At 69.2% G+C, this 16,781-nt stretch carries 12 protein-coding genes; 8 read left to right on the plus strand and 4 right to left on the minus strand.

Translation table 11 applies throughout. From position 1 onward, the window contains the following. Positions 1–69: 69 nt before the first annotated feature. Positions 70–1,830 (minus strand): ISAs1 family transposase, encoded by a 1,761-nt coding sequence (locus tag BCD48_RS08235; RefSeq protein ID WP_198543150.1) that lies wholly within the window; start codon positions 1,828–1,830, stop codon positions 70–72. Positions 1,831–2,558: 728 nt separating this feature from the next. Then, complete coding sequence (locus tag BCD48_RS08240) at positions 2,559–3,536, minus strand: alpha/beta fold hydrolase (protein WP_241841590.1); 978 nt, start codon at positions 3,534–3,536, stop codon at positions 2,559–2,561. Between the two features lie 451 nt (positions 3,537–3,987). On the opposite strand from BCD48_RS08240, the gene BCD48_RS08245 reads away from it, so the two are divergent. The 3 genes from BCD48_RS08245 to BCD48_RS08255 all read left to right on the plus strand — a co-directional run bounded on the left by BCD48_RS08245 (position 3,988) and on the right by BCD48_RS08255 (position 10,349). Then, positions 3,988–8,823 (plus strand): diguanylate cyclase, encoded by a 4,836-nt coding sequence (locus tag BCD48_RS08245; RefSeq protein ID WP_491677122.1) that lies wholly within the window; start codon positions 3,988–3,990, stop codon positions 8,821–8,823. Positions 8,824–9,024: 201 nt separating this feature from the next. Beyond that, positions 9,025–9,894, plus strand: coding sequence for an SDR family NAD(P)-dependent oxidoreductase (locus BCD48_RS08250; RefSeq protein ID WP_071047725.1), 870 nt, complete (start codon positions 9,025–9,027; stop codon positions 9,892–9,894). A gap of 29 nt (positions 9,895–9,923) precedes the next feature. Continuing rightward, positions 9,924–10,349 (plus strand): nuclear transport factor 2 family protein, encoded by a 426-nt coding sequence (locus BCD48_RS08255; RefSeq protein ID WP_071047726.1) that lies wholly within the window; start codon positions 9,924–9,926, stop codon positions 10,347–10,349. A 103-nt stretch (positions 10,350–10,452) separates the two neighbouring features. On the opposite strand, the gene BCD48_RS08260 is transcribed toward BCD48_RS08255, so the two are convergent. Then, the gene (locus BCD48_RS08260; RefSeq protein ID WP_071047727.1) at positions 10,453–11,694 is read right to left on the minus strand and encodes an NAD(P)-binding domain-containing protein; all 1,242 of its coding nucleotides are present in this window, start codon (positions 11,692–11,694) and stop codon (positions 10,453–10,455) included. 281 nt (positions 11,695–11,975) lie between these two features. Beyond that, positions 11,976–12,749, minus strand: a complete 774-nt coding sequence (locus BCD48_RS08265; protein ID WP_071047728.1) for an SDR family oxidoreductase — start codon at positions 12,747–12,749, stop codon at positions 11,976–11,978. 87 nt (positions 12,750–12,836) lie between these two features. Between BCD48_RS08265 and BCD48_RS08270 the strand changes: the two genes are divergently transcribed. From BCD48_RS08270 to BCD48_RS08285, 5 genes are read left to right on the plus strand one after another with little or no spacing between them, the layout of a single operon-like run. Continuing rightward, positions 12,837–14,297 (plus strand): aldehyde dehydrogenase family protein, encoded by a 1,461-nt coding sequence (locus BCD48_RS08270; RefSeq protein WP_071047729.1) that lies wholly within the window; start codon positions 12,837–12,839, stop codon positions 14,295–14,297. Next, positions 14,294–15,100 carry an SDR family oxidoreductase gene (locus BCD48_RS08275; RefSeq protein WP_071047730.1) on the plus strand — a complete coding sequence of 269 codons (807 nt, stop codon included), beginning with the start codon at positions 14,294–14,296 and terminating at the stop codon, positions 15,098–15,100. Before BCD48_RS08270 ends, BCD48_RS08275 begins: the two co-directional genes overlap by 4 nt. Beyond that, the gene (locus tag BCD48_RS51105; protein WP_157910449.1) at positions 15,097–15,267 is read left to right on the plus strand and encodes a hypothetical protein; all 171 of its coding nucleotides are present in this window, start codon (positions 15,097–15,099) and stop codon (positions 15,265–15,267) included. The genes BCD48_RS08275 and BCD48_RS51105 overlap by 4 nt, the downstream gene beginning before the upstream one ends. Continuing rightward, positions 15,264–16,016 (plus strand): carboxymuconolactone decarboxylase family protein, encoded by a 753-nt coding sequence (locus BCD48_RS08280; protein WP_071047731.1) that lies wholly within the window; start codon positions 15,264–15,266, stop codon positions 16,014–16,016. The genes BCD48_RS51105 and BCD48_RS08280 overlap by 4 nt, the downstream gene beginning before the upstream one ends. Then, a complete protein-coding gene (locus BCD48_RS08285) occupies positions 16,013–16,708 on the plus strand; it encodes a TetR/AcrR family transcriptional regulator (RefSeq protein ID WP_071047732.1) in 696 nt (231 codons plus the stop codon). Before BCD48_RS08280 ends, BCD48_RS08285 begins: the two co-directional genes overlap by 4 nt. Positions 16,709–16,781 lie beyond the last annotated feature (73 nt).

Consider the following 16,781-nt stretch of genomic DNA (forward strand, 5'->3'; position numbering starts at 1 on the left):
CAAGGCTCCGGCACGTTTGAAGTTTGACCGGCCTGTCGGGGATTGTCCGTTTGTGGTCTGGCTGGCTTGTCATGGGAAGCCGTGGAGGTCGAGTGCGGCGGTGGCGGTCTTGTGAGCGCGGCGGCCGGACGGTATGTAGCGGAAGCCGGCGCGGCGGATCGCGTTGATGACGGCACCTCGGAAGATCGCCAGGGTTGCCGGGGCGCGGCCGGTTCGGCTGGTACTGGCGTCTTCGCCGAAGGTCACGTCCCGGACGTAGTGCTGTTTGACCTCGATGTGCCAATGAGCGCGGGCGAGGTCGGCGAGCACAGCGGGTCCGGCCTGCTCACGGGTGGCGTCGGTGATCGCGTAGATGGTCTCGCGGGTCGGGGCTCTGCCCTTCTCCCTGCGCCGGCGTTGGATCCTGATCGCCTGGTCGGCGTACGGGAAGTCGAGATGGGCGACCGTGGCGACCTTGAGGGTCCGGGTCTCGTCCCGGCCGTGGCCGTGGTCCCGGGTGGTGTCGCTGGTCGGGATGTCGGCCCAGGGCAGGGCGGCCAGGAAGTCCTTCAGCGTCGGCTGGTTGCCCTTGATCACTGCAAGGTAGTGGGCGTTCTTCTCGGTGACCAGCCAGTCGAGATTGGCCCGCACCGTGTGCATCGCGTCGAACGTCAGGATCTTCCCCGCCAGGTCCAGGCCTTCGAGCAGAGGACGGAACGCGGTCGTCTCGTTGCTCTTGTTGTCGACCTCGCGCTGGCCGACGAGCAGGCCGTCGCCGTGGGTGGCGACCCCGAGCAGGTGGACCCGCCCGCCGTCCGCGCGTCTCGCGCCCCGGCTGGTCTTCCCGTCGAGCGCGTACGCCCCGGCCAGCGCCGGGCTGGCCGGGGTGGGCGGACCCACCGGGACGGCCGGCGCGGCCGGCTCCTCGACGACCGCCGCCGGGGCGGCGGGCGGGTCCAGCAGCGCCACGGCCAGGGCCTGGTCGTCGACCCCGGACAGGAACCGGCGGATCGTCGCCTCGTCCGGGAGCAGATGGCCGTCACGCGGGTTCCACGGCAGCCGGAGCCGTTCCCGCTCCTCATAGCTGGTGCCGCGCAGCCACTCGGCCACCGCGGCGATACGGTCATGCCCGGCCGCGGTCAGCGCGCACAACCAGATCGCGGCCAGGGTCGCCAACGGGTAGACCCGCCCTCGGGCGCAGCGATGGTCCGGCACCGCCGCCAGCCGCTCCCAGACTCCCTCGCGCGACACCCGGGCCAGCGCCGACTCCGGCAGGTAGATCTTCCCTGGTCTGGCCGTCCGCGTGCGCCCGGCGCTGCGATGCGGCAGGCGGATGGCGTCTAGGTCGAAGTAGTACCGCCGCGCCCGAACGAAGCAGTAGATCACCTCGTACGTCGTGCCCAGGCGGTCCCGCACGCTCGTCGGTAGCGGGTTGGTCTTGGCCCAGATGACCTTGTTGCGCAGCCGCCAGCCGTCGCCGACCAGGCCGAGCGCCACCCGTTCCGGCCCAAGCAGCAGGCTCTTGGTCGGCGTCCCGTCCCGGGGATGACGGGCGTACCCGTCGCCGAGGTTGAGCCACAGCACGCAGGTGGGCTTGAGTACCCTGGCTAGCTGGTTCATGATCGCGCGTAGTTCGGCGACCCAGCCAAGCACGCTTGACTCCAGGCCCAGCTGGCCTGGCATGCCGTAGTCACGGAGGCCGTAGTACGGCGGGCTGGTGATCACGCAGTCGATCGAGTCGTCCGGCAGCTCGGCGAGCCGCTGGCGTACGTCACCGACCAGGATGGCGCCGCGCCATGGTTCGAGCTGGTTTTGAAGATCCTTTCTGTGGGGGTCTGCGGTGCGGTTCATAGAGCTTGGTTCCTTGCCTATATGTAGTTGTGAGAGCGGCCAGGCGGTCGGAAGATCGGGAGTGCCCGGCTGGGGGAGTGGTGCCGCTAGCGGCTCTGGCCGATCGGTCGCGCTGGCCCCGCCGGGCGCGGCGTGTGCCGCCCGGCACCGGGCGGACGAATCACCCAAAGTGCGCGTTCCCGTACGAACGGATGAACATCATCACCGAGGGGTTCAACTTGTGTCCCCTCTGGGCCACCAGAGTCGTCAAGTTCGAACCGTGAGCTTGACGACTTGTGGATTCGGAAGTCGTTACGCCGCTCGGGTGAAGCCCGGGTGGCGTTTTGCTGTGCCCGTAAAAGCGCCCGGTGGTGTCGTGGGCGAGGTCGGTGATGGTTCTTTTCTGTCTGGTGGCGCTGGTGGCGCTGTCGCGCCGATCAAAATTGTCCCGCGTCTGTTAGGCCGACGCAGGAGGTCCGAGCCCCGCGTTCCGGCCGGAGGGACTCTTCCTGCCTTGGAAGGTCGATCTCGATGGTCCGCCGTCCGCGTTTCGTGTTAGCGATTCGCGAATCCCGGCCCTCTGGAGGTCTGCATCCTGGATCGCGCTGTCCCGCCGGCACGTTTTCGGGCGGGGAAGGGTGGATGGCGCGGTGTGTGGTGGGATGATCGCCGTATGGCCGACGGGGCGGGGAGGCCTTTTCTTTTTCAGGGCTGGGCCGCCGGGTCGCCCGCCGGCAGGCACCCATGGATCAGGCGATGGACTTTAGCCAGGTGTCCACGAGCACGTTGAACTCGGCGGGGCGTTCCTGGTGCAGCCAGTGGCCACATCCTTCCCAGGAGACGGCCTTGGAGCTGGCATCGGCGAACAGCGTCGTCTCCACGGACACACGGGAGGGGTCGGCGTAGAACGACAACACTGGACAGCGTCGCCGTCGCAGGTAGCGCTCCCCACTGGAGCGCATCGACGACACCTCGGACCCGGCAAACATGCCGGTGAATGTGTCGCGGAGAACGTGGCTGGGCATGCCGGCGACCCGGCGAAGGTGCCAGGCGCGAAGCGCGGGAACTGACGCCGGGGTATCGCTGGTACCCAACAGGCCTTGGACGAATGGCACAGGATCGCTGGCATCCATGATGGCCCTGAGGGCGGGGATGCCTTCGACGATTGCGTCAGCGACGAGATAGCCGGGATCGACGGCGACCAGCGCCTGGACCATCTCCGGATGTTCGACGGCGAGGGCGCTGACCACGAGAGCGCCCATCGAGTGGCCCACGGCGACAACCGGCGAGCATCCGAGATGCTTGAGGAGGCGAGCCACATCGTCCGCGAAGACCCGTGGCTCATAGCCGCCCTCGGGTGTGCTGGAGTGCCCATGCCCTCGGAGATCCAGGGCGATCACCCGATGCCTGGCCGCGAAGTGCGGCAGTTGCCAGGTCCAGTCGTGCGAATCACAGGTGTACCCGTGCACGAAGAGCATCGGCGGGCCGCCGGTCCCCTCGTCGGTGAAGAACAGCCGCACATCACCGAGGTCGGCGAATGCCACATCCACTCCTGTCCTCGAAGCTCGCGTCGACGCCGGCTCCCGTGCCGCGCGCCGGCGCGGTTCCTTCCGCACGTCAGCCAGGACGACCTTCACCCCGGGCGCTCCGAAGGTGTCGACCATGCCGAGGCCGTTGCCGCTCGCGGCGCGAGTCATGACCGCGACGCGCCCGCCGAGCTTCTCCATCGGTACCTGCCACCGACGTCAGCGCCGGTTCAGCATCCGCACGAGTCTCCAGTAAACGTATCCAATATGCAATAGTGGGAGGCCTGGAGAGCGGCTCGATCCGGCCATGGGCAGCCAGTCCCGCTCCTGCCCGGCTAACGGCCCAGGGGCTCGGCAGCCTCGTCGTCCCCTCGGGCGTGGGCGAGGTCGCCCAGGTTGTGGTTGATGCTCCGCTATCTCGGGCGTCTCCACCAGAAAGTCTCGCGCGGCGACATGTGGTCTTGAGGCGCAGACTGTGATAGGTGCCGCCAGCGCTGGAGTCTGATCGTGCCGGAGGGAGCGGATGGGCGTCGATGACGGAACGTCACGGACTTCGGCGCAGTCTGTCCAGGTTGTGCGTATTCATGACAGCGCCCGCACACGGGTCAGTCGGTTGTCGGGGCCGGGCGGCGGCTTCATCCTGAAGGAGCCGGTGGGGCCGGGTGCTGGGCAGCGGCTACGGCAGGAGTCAGCGATCCTCGACCGCTTGTCCGGCGTCGACGGTGTCGTGCAGCTGGCGCGGGAGGTGCACTACCCGGGGTCGATCCCGCTGACGGACGTCGGCGGCGTCGCGCTCGCGGACATCCCGACGCCCTTGGACCCCACGGAGCTGATCCGACTCGCGTTGCCGCTGGCCCGCGCGGTGGATGGCATGCACGGCCGCGGCGTCGTGCACCGGGACATCAACCCCGCCAACATCCTGGTCACAGGTTCCGAGCGTGCGCCGTATCTGATCGATTTCGCGTTGGCGACGACGTTCGCGGAGATCCGCACGGAATTCACGCATCACAGGGAAGTCGTCGGGACGCTTCCCTATCTGGCGCCGGAGCAGTCTGGTCGTACCGCCCGCCTGGTCGACCAGCGGGCCGACCTGTACGCGCTAGGCGCCACCCTGTACCACTTGGCCACCGGCGCGCCGCCCTTCGGCTCCGGGGATCCGCTCCGCCTCATCCACGACCACCTGGCCCGGGTACCGGCGGCGCCGGCCGAGGTCAACCCCGCCGTGCCGGCAGCGCTCTCGGCCATCATCATGCACCTGCTGGAGAAGGAGCCCGACGATCGGTACCAGACGGCCGCGGGGCTCAGCTATGACCTGAGGCGGCTGCGGGACGGCACGGTAGAGCCGTTCTCGGTTGGTACCCGCGATTTCCCCCCGCGGCTGCTGGCGCCGTCGCGACTGTTCGGCCGGGACGAGGAGATCGCCGCACTGCACTCCACGTTCACGCTCGCGCTGTCCAGGCGGTGCCGCGGTCTGCTGGTCACCGGGGCGCCCGGGGTGGGCAAGACCTCGCTTGTAGACGAGCTGCGCTCGATCGTGACGGGGAGCGACGGCTGGTTCGTCTCGGGCAAGTTCGACCAGTACCGTCGCGACCCCGACTCCGACGGCGTGTACCGGGCGTTCCGAGCGCTCGGGCGGCTCCTGCTGGCCGAACCCGAGAAGGAACTGGCTGACCTACGGGAGCGGATCCTGCGGGTGATCGGCCCCAATGCTGGCCTGGCGAGCGAGGTCGTGCCGGAGTTGGCGGCGCTGCTCGAACTTCCCCCAGACGTCGGCGACCCGCAGACGGTGCAGGCCCGGGCACAGCGGAACGCGGTGGACATCCTGCGAGTCATTGCGTCCCGCAAACGGCCGGTGGTGTTCGTCGTTGACGACCTGCAGTGGGCCCCCCGCGCACCGCTGGGCTTCGTCGACGAGGTGTTCAGCGACGACGAGCCCGCGGAGGGCCTGCTGTTGGTCGCTGTGTACCGGGAAGGCGACGTGGACACGACCCATCCGCTCGCTCCGATGCTGGCCCGGTGGCGGCGGCAGGAGGGAGTGGACTTCCTGCGACTGGACAATCTGCCCACGACGAGCCTCGCCGGCATGGTCGGCGAGATGCTGCACCTGGATCCGCCCAGGGCGGCCGAGCTGGCCGGACTCATCGCGCCGCGGACGGGGGGCAACGCGTACGAGACCGTCGAGCTGCTCAATGCGCTGCGGGTCGATGGCGCGCTGACTCTGACGGATCACGGGTGGTCGTGGGACGGCGCGGCGCTGCGCCAGCTCGACCAGGCGGATGTCGCCGGGCTTCTCACCGAGCGCGCCGAGGCGATGCCTGCGCCGACCCGGGCTCTTCTGGAGGCGATGGCATGTCTGGGAGGGTGGGTCGAGATCGATCTGCTGCGCGAGGCGACCGGCCGGTCCACGGGCGAGTTGGAGGAACTGTGCCTGCCCGCGCTGGACGGCGGGCTCCTGGTCGCGGAACCGGGTCCGTACGGCCACCACGCGCTGTGTTTCCGTCACGACCGGAACCGTGAGGACCTGCTGCGTCGCGTGAAGCCGGGGCGGCTGGACGAGCTCCGGTTGCGGTTGGCTCGGCGGCTCGCCGCGCGCCCGGAGCTGCGCGTGATCGCCGCCGAGCAGTACCTGCCGGTGATCGACGCGGTACGCGACCCAGTCGAGCGCCGCGGCGTGGTCGACCTGCTCCGCGGCGCCGCCGAGCGGGCGGGGCTGGTGAGCAACCACGCTCTGGTGGAGCGGCTTCTCGGCGCGGCGGTACGGCTGACCGATCCGGACGATACCGACTCGCTGATCGAGCTGTACACCGGCCGGCAGGCGGCGCTCTACAACCTGGGACGGCTGGACGAGGCGGACGAGGTCTACCAGGCCATCGACCGGCTCTGCACGGAACCGGCGCAGCGGATCGCCCCGACGCTCGTCCAGGTGAGCAGTCTGACCAACCAGCCCCGCCCCCGGGAGGCGGTCGCCCTCGGCGTCGGCCTGCTACGGCAGCTGGGCATCGCCGTGCCGACGGCGGAGACGATCGACGCGGACGTCGACCGCCGCCTGGACGAGCTGTGCCGATGGCTCGAGCGGGAATCCATCGCGGAACAGGTAAACCGCCAGGACATCACCGACCCGACGCTGCTGGGCGCCATGAAGCTGATCAACCGGCTGATGCCGGCCGCGTTCACCTGCGATCGTGCCACGATGGCCTGGCTGGTCCTGGAAGCGGTGCGGATGTGGGTCCAGCACGGCCCCGTCCGTAGCCTGCTCGAGCCCATCAGCGACCTCGTCTTCGTCACGGCCACGCTGCGCGGCGACTATGGCACCGGAGCCAGGGTGCTGGGGCAGGTCCTGGCGGCAAGCGCGACGCGCGACCACGAACCGGAGGCGTCACAGGCTGGCTTCGTTTACGCGCTCGCCGCGGGACCCTGGTTCGCACCGCTCGAGGACACGGTGCGCCGCGCCCAGACCGCCCGGGAGGGGCTGATCCGGGGCGGCGACCTACAGCACGCCTGCTACACCTACGTCGCGGTGGTCCAGCAGCTCTTCGAGTTCGCGCCGCAACTGGACACCGTGGTCGAGGAGATCGAGTCCGGCCTTGCGTTCGCCGTGCGCACCGGCAACGAGATCGTCCTCGGGATTCTCTCGGCCTACCGGTGGCTGATCCATCAGCTGCGGGGCGAGGGCGGGACGGACGCCCAGGCAACGCTTCTCGTGGAGGCAACCAGCAACGTCCCGCCGAACGCGGCGCAGACGCACATCATCCGTGCGCTGGCCGCGGCCGTGTTCGATGATCAGCTGGAACTGGAGCGGCGGAGCCAGGCGGCGACCGAGGCGCTTGCCTCCATCGAGGGGATGTATCCGACGGCGCTCGCTCATCTGCTACGCGGTATGGCGCTGGCCGGTCAGGCTCGGGCAGCCGCGCCGGACCAGCGTGGCGGCCCGCTGGCCGCGTTGGACGCGGAGGCCGACTGGTTGCGGCTACGCGCCGCGGACGCCCCGGCGAACTTCCGCCACCTGTTGCGCCTGGTCGAAGCCGAGCGGGCCTGGAGCGCCGGGGACCACCTGACCGCGGCCCGCGCTTTCGACGCGGCCCGGCGTGAGGTGTCCGCACGGCGCCGCCCCTGGCATCAGGCGTTCATCCTCGAACGCGCCGCCCGGTTCCACCTGGCCTACGGCATCGAACAGGCGGGGTGCGAGCTGCTCGTCCAGGCCCGCGACGCCTACCAGGCCTGGGGCGCGACCGCGAAAGTGAGCCAACTCGACTGGGCCTACCCGGCCCGGCGGTCCGCCTCCGCGGCGCCGCCCAACCTTGGGGACGTCCCGGTCGCCGCCGACGCGGGCACCCGCCGATCCAGCATCCCGACCGGCGCCCTCGACCTGCTCGGCATCCTCGCCGCCTCCCAGGCACTCAGCTCCGAGACCAGCATCGACGGCTTACGTACCCGCGTCGCCGACGTGCTGTCCGCCATGACCGGAGCCACCGACGTCCACCTGTTGCTGTGGAATGCGGAGCGGCGGCAGTGGTCGCCTTCCGCGCGCGCGACCCGTTCCGGGGCGGTGGGCGGCGACGAAGAGATGATCGCGCTGGGCGAGCCCTGCCTGCGGCGCCTGGTACCGCTGTCCGTCGTCCGCTACGTCGAACGTACCCACGAATCCCTTGTGGTCACCGACGCCACCCACGACGACCGGTTCGCCCGTGACCCGTACCTCGCCGACCTCAGCTGCTGCTCCCTGCTGGCGGTACCCATCTTCAACCGCGGGGCACTGCGTGCCCTCCTGCTCCTGGAGAACCGGCTCCTGTACGACGCGTTCTCCACCGATCGCCTCGACGGCGTCATGCTCATCGCCGGGCAGCTGGCTGTCTCCCTCGACAACTCACTGGTCTACGCGTCCCTGGAACACAAGGTCGCCGAACGCACCCGCCAACTGGCCATCGCCAACCGGCGCCTGAAGCAACTGTCCGTCACGGACCCGTTGACCGGGCTGGCCAACCGCCGCCAGCTCGAAGAGATCCTCACCAGCGAGTGGCAGCGCGCGCAGCGCTCCGGGCGGCCGCTCGCGATCGCGATGGTCGACGTGGACCACTTCAAGCTCTACAACGACCACTACGGACATGCCGCCGGCGACAAGTGCCTCCGGCGCGTCGCCGGCACGCTCGCTGACCAGACTCGCACCACCGACCTCGCCGCCCGCTACGGAGGGGAAGAGTTCGCGATCGTCATGCCCGACACCGACACGACGACAGCACACCACATCGCCGAACGACTCCGCGCCGCCATCGCCGCGTTCGCCGAACCACACCCGCTGGCGACCAACCACATCGTCACGGTCAGCGTCGGCGTGGCCGCGGCAGTGCCGCCGCCGAACAGCTTCGCCCAAAGCCTCGTCGAGACCGCCGACGCGGAGCTCTACCGCGCGAAACGCGCCGGCCGCAACCGGGTCCAGGCGACCGGTCCCACCTGCCCACCGAGCCGAGCCGGACATCCTTCCGGCGAGTAGCCCGGTCGGACGGGATCGATCGACCGCCGCCCCCGCCCCCACCACGGCCACGCATTGCACGATCATGTCCGACTGGACGCACCAGCCGTGGCCCAGGGCGTCGGTGCCCGACCACCTGTCCTCGGGACGGACTTGTATGTAATATCCGATCTCGCCACGGCCCTGGGTGCACCGGGGCGTCGACTGGAGGGTGGGACGCATATGACCGACCACGCGGCTGACGGGGTGCGGGTTGTCGTCATCACAGGGGCGGGGTCGGGGCTTGGCGCGGCGATGGCTGGTGTGTTCGCCGCGGCCGGAGATGCCGTCGCCTGCCTGGACATCGACGCCGATGGTGCCGAGGCGACCGCCAAGGCGGTCCGGGAGCTGGGTGGCGAGGCCATGTCGGGTCGGGTCGACCTCGCCGACCCGGCATCCCTGCAGGCTGCCGCGGAGGCGGTCCAGCGTCGTTTCGGCGGCTGCGACGTGTTGTGCGCCAACGTCGGCGTCCAGCAGTTCGGCGCGATCGACCATCTCAGCGCGCAGGACTGGCAATGGGTGCTGTCGGTGAACGTGCTGGGCACGGTCGCGACCGTGACCAGTTTCCTGCCGCTGCTGCGCGCCCGCTCCGGGCGTCGCCACATCGTCCTCACCGCTTCCTCCAGCGTGCTCAACCCCGGCGTCCGCCTCGGCGCCTATACCACCAGCAAGTACGCGGTGGTCGGCTTCGGCGAGACGCTGCGGATGGAACTCGAGCAGGAGGGGATCGGGGTGTCGATCCTGTTTCCGGCCGGCATGTCCACCCGTCACCTGGAAAGCAGCAGGCTGGCCCGACCAGCACAGCTGGGACCGTCCCTGCTGCGGAACGAGGACGTCGCGGCGATGCTCGCCAGCCGCGACATGGACGACAAGACGAACGTCGTCACGCCGGAGTTCGCGGTCCGCAACCTGCTGGACGATCTCGCGCGCAACGAGCCGTACATCGTGACACACGGTGGCTACCGGGATGCGTTGGTCCGGCGCCAGGAGGCGTTCGTCGCCGCGTATGACCGGATGGCCGGCTCGAACGATGTGACGGCGCCGGCCCGGTGAGCCAGGAGGAGTTACAGGAGGAGTTAGCTGTGGACGTCGGCACCCTCGTCGAGATCGAGAAGATCAAGCAGCTCAAGGCCCGTTACTTCCGGCTGCTGGACACCAAGAAGTGGGACGACTGGGCCGACGTCTTCACCCCGGACCTCAACCTCTGGGTCCAGGACGTTCCGGATGTCACCTACACCAGCCGGGATGAGTTCCTCGCCGCGATCGTCCCGATGCTCACCGACGCGGTCACCACCCATCACGGCCACATGCCGGAGATCGACGTCACCGGGTCGGACACCGCCCGCGGCATCTGGGCCATGTTCGACTACGTCCAGCTCGGCAGCCCGGACCGGCCGATCCGGCTCAAGGGCTACGGCCACTATCACGAGGAATACCGCAAGGGTTCGGACGGCCAGTGGCGGATCAGTTCGCTGCGGCTGCACCGGCTTCGTGTCGACTACAGCTGACGCGTGCGCCAAGGTCCGCGTGCCCGCGGCTTATCGGTCGCTGCCTTCGACCGACGTGCCAGTAGATGGTCGGGGCGCTCACGACAGCCGTGACGGCCGGGCTTCATCCATCCGCCGCGCTGTGGTCGAAGCGTTGCCGATTGTTGCGCTTGGAGCTGATCCGCCATTGCCCGTCCGGGCATTTCCGGTACGTCTCGATGTAGTGGCCGTAGCCTTTGATGCTCAGTCTGCCCTGAGGTCCGTCCAGCTGGACGTAGTCGAACATTGACCAGACGCCTTCGGCCTCGGTGTCGCCGAGCAACGTGATCTCTGGCATGTGGCCGTGATGGGTCGTCACGCCGTTGTCCAGCATGGGGATAGTGGATTCGAAGTACTCCTCGTTGAGCTGGAAGCGCTTCTCCCCTTCGATCGGGAGGTAGTGCTTGCAGTCCGCGGTGAACAGGTCGCGGAACGCGTCCCAGTCCTTCAGGTCAAGGTAGCGGAAGTACCGTGCCTTGAGCTGCTTGATCTGTTCGATGTCCCACAGCGCCTGCACGGAGGGTGGAACAGGCCGCTGGCCGACATCCGCGGCGGTCGCCAGAAGCCCGAGCTGCGTGCCCGCGGCGGCGGCGAGGGCCTTGGCGGTCGCGACGTCCTTGGTGATGTAACGGCCGGCCGCTTCCTGGAGGCGAGCCGACGAGCCGAGGGCGCGCACCGTGCCGAGGGCGTAGCTGTTTCCGCTGCAGTGGCTGATCGCGTCGAGAGCTCTGGCCGGGTCGAGCCCGAGTTCCCGAGCCACCCGTTCCGCCTCCGCCACCAGGCCGACGTTCGCCCCGAACAGCGCGTTGTTGACCAGCTTCACCCGTTGGCCGTCACCGAGTCCTCCGATGTGCAGGATCGGGCTGGCATAGGCGGCCAACACCGGCCGGACCGCCTCCAGAACGCGGGGCTCACCGCCGACCAGCAGCGTCACCCTGCTCGCCGCGGCGTCCGCCGGACCGCCGCTGAAGGCCGCGTCGAGGATCCGGATATCACGGGATCGCCCGGCTTCCGCGAGCGCGGGCGCGGTGTCGGGGCTACAGGTCGTGTGGATCACTATGACGGAGCCGGGACGCATCGAGGTGAGCAGCCCCTCGTCGCCGCCGCACACCTCACGTACCTGCTGGTCGGAGAAGACGCACACAACGACCACGTCGCTGGTGGCCGCCAGCGCGGCAATCGTCGGTACGCTGATCACCCCCGACGTCTCGATCTCGCGCGCCACCTCGGGCCGGCGGGCGTAGAACGACGCCTGGAAGCCTGCCTTGACAACTTGCTCCAGCATGGGCCGGCCCATGCTTCCGACGCCTAAGAATCCGATCTTCATGCGGTGCTCCCGGGTCCGTCACCGGCGGCCGCCCATGCGTTCCGGTCGAGACCGAAACCGCCGTCAGTGGCTGCTGTGATCGTCCGTGCCAGTTCTGCTGTCATATCCAACCAATCGTCGGGCGACTGTCCTGTCGAACAAGAGCGCACTCAATGGGAGGCGCCGGCGGGTCCACGGTGGTCGCCGCGGACGATCTGGCGCGCGGCCGTCGTCGGCCGAACCTCCCAGGACATTCTGCGGCGCGGCCCTGCGGTGATACGGACGCGGGCACGCCCTCTTGGTCAGAGCCGGGTAATCCAGCCGCCGTCGACCAGGACGGTCTGGCCGGTGATCCAGTCGCCGGCCTTCGAGCACAGCAGGAGAAGGGTGCCGATCAGGTCCTCGGGCGGGCCGGACTTCTTGCCGGGGATGCCCGAGTAGAGAGCCTTCCGGAGGGGTGAGTCCTTCGGAAGGCTGACGTACCCGCTCTCGTTGTCGACGAGCCCGGGCGCGATCGCGTTGACGTTGATCCCACGCGAGCCGAGCTCGGAGGCGAGGTTCACGGTGAGGCCGTGCAGCGCGTACTTCGTGACGCTGTAGATCCCGCCGGCTATGAAGGCACCGGCGGACAGGCCGTTGACGATCCGGCCCCCGCCGCGGACTGTCATCGATTCGAGCACCGCCTGGGTACACAGAAGCGGTCCTCGCAGGTTGACGTCCACGACGCGGTCCCACTCGGGGACCGGCATGTTCGACAGGCCGTACGGGGGCAGGTCGGTCATGATCGCGGCGTTGTTGATGAGGATGTCGATCCCGCCGAAGGCCTCGACCGCGGCTGTCGCCATCGCCTGAGCCGACTGCGCCGAGGTGACGTCGACGTGCGCGGCGGCGACGCGGAATCCGCTGTCGGTCAGGGCCTTCGCGGTCGACGTGGCCGCGTCGAGGTCGAGGTCCGCGACGACGACGGACGCGCCGGCCTCACAGAGCGCGCGGGCATAGACGACGCCGATGCCGCCGGCGCCCCCGGTGATGATCGCGACCTTGCCCGTCAGGTCGAACAGCTCGGTGGGAGTCATGCCATCGACTAACGCATGCGCATCAGGGTTAAGTCAACTAGTGTCATCTCAAATGCACATGCGTTAGACAGGCAGGAGGAGGTCGGCATGACGATCGATCGCGCGGTCCCAGCGGTGCACCTGCACATCGGAGAGGAAGCGCGCCCGCACGGCACGGGTGGGGTGCATGATCACGTCTTCCCGGCGACGGGCGAGGTCCAGGGGCCGGTCCCGCTCGCGGGGCGCGACGACGTCGAGGCCGCGGTCGGCGCCGCGCGGGACGCGCTCGGCGCGTGGCGGGCCTGGAAGCCCGCGGACCGGGCAGCCGTCCTGCTGCGGCTCGCGGAGCTGATGAGGCGCGATGGTGACGAGCTGGCCCGGCTCGCGGTGCTCGACAACGCCATGACGCTCGGATCCGGCCAGCTCGCCGCCAGTGTCATGGCGCAGTACACCGCCTACTACGCGGGCTGGGCGGACAAGATCGAGGGTCGGGTGACCTCGGTCCCTGGACAGTCGCGTGAGCTCGCGTACACCGTCCCCGAGCCTTATGGCGTGGTTGCGATCATCATGACGTGGAACAGTCCGCTGTTCTCGGTCGGCATGAAGCTTGCGCCCGCGCTGGCCGCCGGGAACACGGTGGTCCTCAAGCCGTCGGAGCTCACGCCGTACGCATGCGAGCGGCTCATGGCACTGATCCGGGAGGCGGGCATCCCCGCGGGTGTCGTCAACCTGGTGCTCGGTGGCGCCGAGACAGGCGACGCGCTGGTCCGCCACCCGCTCGTGCAGAAGGTCAGTTTCACCGGCGGTCCGGCCACGGCCCGGAAGATCCTCGCGGCCTGCGCGGAATCGCTCAAGCCGGCCGTCCTTGAGCTCGGCGGCAAGTCCGCCAACATCGTCTTCCCGGACGCCGACCTCGACGCCGCCGCGATGATCAACAGCTACAGCGTCCACGGCACGCTCGCCGGCCAGGGCTGCGCGATCGCAACCCGCATGCTCGTGCACGAGGACATCTACGACCAGGTCGTCGACAAGGTCGTCGCGCTGGTGAGCGGGATGCGGTGCGGCGACCCGTTCGACCCAACGACGACGATCAGCCCCGTGATCACGAAGGCCGCGCAGGAACGCATCGTGGGGATGATCGAGCGCGCCCGGTCGGGGGGCGCGGGCAAGCTCCTGCTCGGCGGGGGTGTCCCGGGAGGCGACCTTGCTGGCGGCTTCTTCGTCGAGCCGACCGTCTTCGGTGAGGTGGATCCGGCCAGCGAGCTCGGTCAGGTCGAGGTCTTCGGTCCTGTGCTCTCCCTGATGCGCTTCGCCACGGAGGACCAGGCGGTCGCGATCGCGAACGCGACCGACTACGGACTCGCCTCCTACGTGTACACCCAGGACGTCGGCCGGATCAGCCGCCTGACGACGCAACTGCGTGCCGGGGGCGTCTACGTCAACGGTGCGCAGCCAGTCCTGGGATGCGAGCTGCCGTTCGGTGGGGTGGGCATCTCCGGCTACGGCCGCGAGGGTGGCATCGAGGGCCTGCTCGAGTTCGTCCGCACCAAAGCGGTGGCCATCGCATGACGATTCCGCTGAAGTTGGCCGGCGCAACCGCCGTCCTCACCGGAGCCGGCAGCGGCATCGGCCGCGCGAGTGCGCTGGAGTTCGCCCGCCGTGGTGCCCGTGTCGCCATCAGCGACCTCGATGCCGACCGCGCGGAGGCCGTCGCCGCCGAGGTCGAGGGCGCCGGCGGCGAGGCCGTCGCCATCCGTGCCGACGTCACCAGCGAGGACGATCTCGTCAGACTGCGCGAGACCGCGCTGACGTGGTTCGGGCGGGTCGACCTCGTCATGAACAACGCCGGGGTGCTCTCCATGGGCGCGCCGGAGTCCCTACCCGACGAGGCCTGGGAGCGTGTGCTCGACGTCAACCTGATGAGCATCGCCCGCGGTAACCGGGTGTTCCTGCCCCTGCTGATCGAGCAGGGCCGCGGCCACGTGGTGAACACCGCGTCGGCGTCGGGCCTGCTCGCCTATGGCTTCGACCGGCTGCCGTACGTCGCGAGCAAGCACGCGGTCGTCGGCGTGTCGGAGGCTCTCGCGTTGTATCTCGGTCCGCGGGGGGTGGGTGTCACCTGCCTCTGCCCATCAGGGGTGATCACCAACATGCCCGAGCAGTTCCGGGTCTACGGGGAGACCTCCACCAGGCCCCGCGCTCCTGAGCACGAGATCGTGACGGCGGAGCGGGTCGCCGGGCTGACCGCGGACGCGGTCACGCTGGGCCGGTTCCTCGTCACCACCGTGCCGGACGTCGAGGCCGAGCTCGTCGAGCGGGCGGGGGACATCGAGGCCTACCTGCGGGCGCGCATCACCGAGCAGACCGCATGACAGTCTCGACACGTGGCGGCCTCGTCGGCCCCGCCCGGCTTCTCACGAACGACGCCACCGTTCCCACCCGCCTGGTCACCCCCACCACGCCTGGTCTGTTCCAGGTGGCCGACGCCGCTCGCGCCGGCGCGAACGTCGTTCGTACCGACCGAGAGGACCGACCATGAGTCCCGACGAGCTCTACCGCACCGTCATGACCGTCGAGCCGCCGGCGGTCGAGACGCCGTTCGAGGCCGCGAGCCGGGAGTTCCTCTTCGGGCGCGTCTGGAACCGTCCCGGCCTGAGCATCCGCGACCGCAGGCTGGTGTCCCTTGCCTGCGTCGCGGCGGCGGACGCGCCCAAGCCGATCGACGACCATGTCTACGCGGCACTTCGCAGCGGCGACCTCACGATCGAGCAGATGAACGAGGTGACCCTGCACTTCGCGGTCTACTGCGGATGGCCGAAGGCCTCGCACCTGGAGATGACGGTCCGCACGCAGTGGCACCGGATCCACGCGGAGCGCGGCGAGCAGACGCCGCCGTGGCCGACGCGAACGCCGGAAGATCTCGGTCCCGCCGATCCCGGGCAACGGATTCTGGACGGTCAACAGGAGTTCGCCGACGTCAACGTCGTGCCGGCACCCCCGTCGGACTCCCCGTACTTCTATGCCGGCATCCTCAACTTCGTCTTCGGGCACGTGTGGCGCCGGCCCGATCTGTCACGCAGAGACCGGCGGCTTGTGACGATCCCGTGTGTCGGGCTGTCCGACTCGCCCGCGCCGATCCTCTCGCACGTGGGCTCCGCTCTAGAGTCTGGCGACGTGACCTACGACGAGATGCAGGAGATCTGCCTGCAGTTCAGCGCGTACTACGGCTTCGCCAAGGGCGAGGCGCTCCAGGACGCCGCTGAACGCTGGCGCATGGGCAAGGCGTGACCGGCCCATCCACCACCCCGCTCAGCGCGACGGCGCTGCAGCTCCTGACCACCGCCGAGCGGCTGTTCGCCGAGAACGGCATCGCCGGCGTGTCCCTGCGACAGATCGGCACCGCGGCGGGGTCGGCGAACAGCTCCGCCGTCAACTACCACTTCGGCACCAAGGACCGGCTGATAGAGGCAATCTTCGCCTACCGCCTCCCGCACCTTCTCGAACGACGCGCGCTGTTGAAGGAACGCGTCGACCCGGATGACCTGCGCGCCCGCCTCGAAGCCCACCTGCTGCCCGTCCTCGAACTCGCGGAATCACCAGGCAACTCCTACGTCTCCTTCGTCGAACAGCTACAGCGAGGCGCGGACTCCTGGCAGCTCTTCGCCACTCAGCCCGACATCCGCCAATCGCGGGAAGAGTTCCTCGCCGACGTCCGGCGGCTACTACCGGATGTCGGCGAACCAGCGCTGACAATCCGAGTCGGACAGGTGCAGAATCTCAGCCTCAACGCCGCGGCCGAACGGGAACGCGCCATCGACAGACGACAGAAAGTGATCCCGTTCGGCCTGTTCGTCACCACAACTCTCGACGGTTTCACCGGCTTCCTGACCGCACCGGTTTCCACCGAAACTCGACGATTCCTCGCCCGGCCACCCACAACGGTTGCTCCGGAACCCGCGCAGCAGACGACGCCTCACTAGACGACGTCAGGGTCGCGCCGCCCCGGTGTTCCCAGCTCCGCCGGAGCTGAGCGCGGTGCCCGCGCGTACAGCA

Origin of the sequence: Pseudofrankia coriaricola, from assembly GCF_001854805.1 — a bacterium.
In the GTDB taxonomy this organism is placed as follows: Bacteria; Actinomycetota; Actinomycetes; order Frankiales; family Frankiaceae; genus Pseudofrankia.

Coding starts and splice junctions, on each gene's coding strand:
- BCD48_RS08260 (WP_071047727.1), bottom strand. CDS start 11,694: ATGAAGATCGGATTCTTAGGCGTCGGAAGCATGGGCCGGCCCATGCTG.
- BCD48_RS08270 (WP_071047729.1), top strand. CDS start 12,837: ATGACGATCGATCGCGCGGTCCCAGCGGTGCACCTGCACATCGGAGAG.
- BCD48_RS08265 (WP_071047728.1), bottom strand. CDS start 12,749: ATGACTCCCACCGAGCTGTTCGACCTGACGGGCAAGGTCGCGATCATC.
- BCD48_RS08275 (WP_071047730.1), top strand. CDS start 14,294: ATGACGATTCCGCTGAAGTTGGCCGGCGCAACCGCCGTCCTCACCGGA.
- BCD48_RS08250 (WP_071047725.1), top strand. CDS start 9,025: ATGACCGACCACGCGGCTGACGGGGTGCGGGTTGTCGTCATCACAGGG.
- BCD48_RS08280 (WP_071047731.1), top strand. CDS start 15,264: ATGAGTCCCGACGAGCTCTACCGCACCGTCATGACCGTCGAGCCGCCG.
- BCD48_RS08240 (WP_241841590.1), bottom strand. CDS start 3,536: ATGGAGAAGCTCGGCGGGCGCGTCGCGGTCATGACTCGCGCCGCGAGC.
- BCD48_RS51105 (WP_157910449.1), top strand. CDS start 15,097: ATGACAGTCTCGACACGTGGCGGCCTCGTCGGCCCCGCCCGGCTTCTC.
- BCD48_RS08235 (WP_198543150.1), bottom strand. CDS start 1,830: ATGAACCGCACCGCAGACCCCCACAGAAAGGATCTTCAAAACCAGCTC.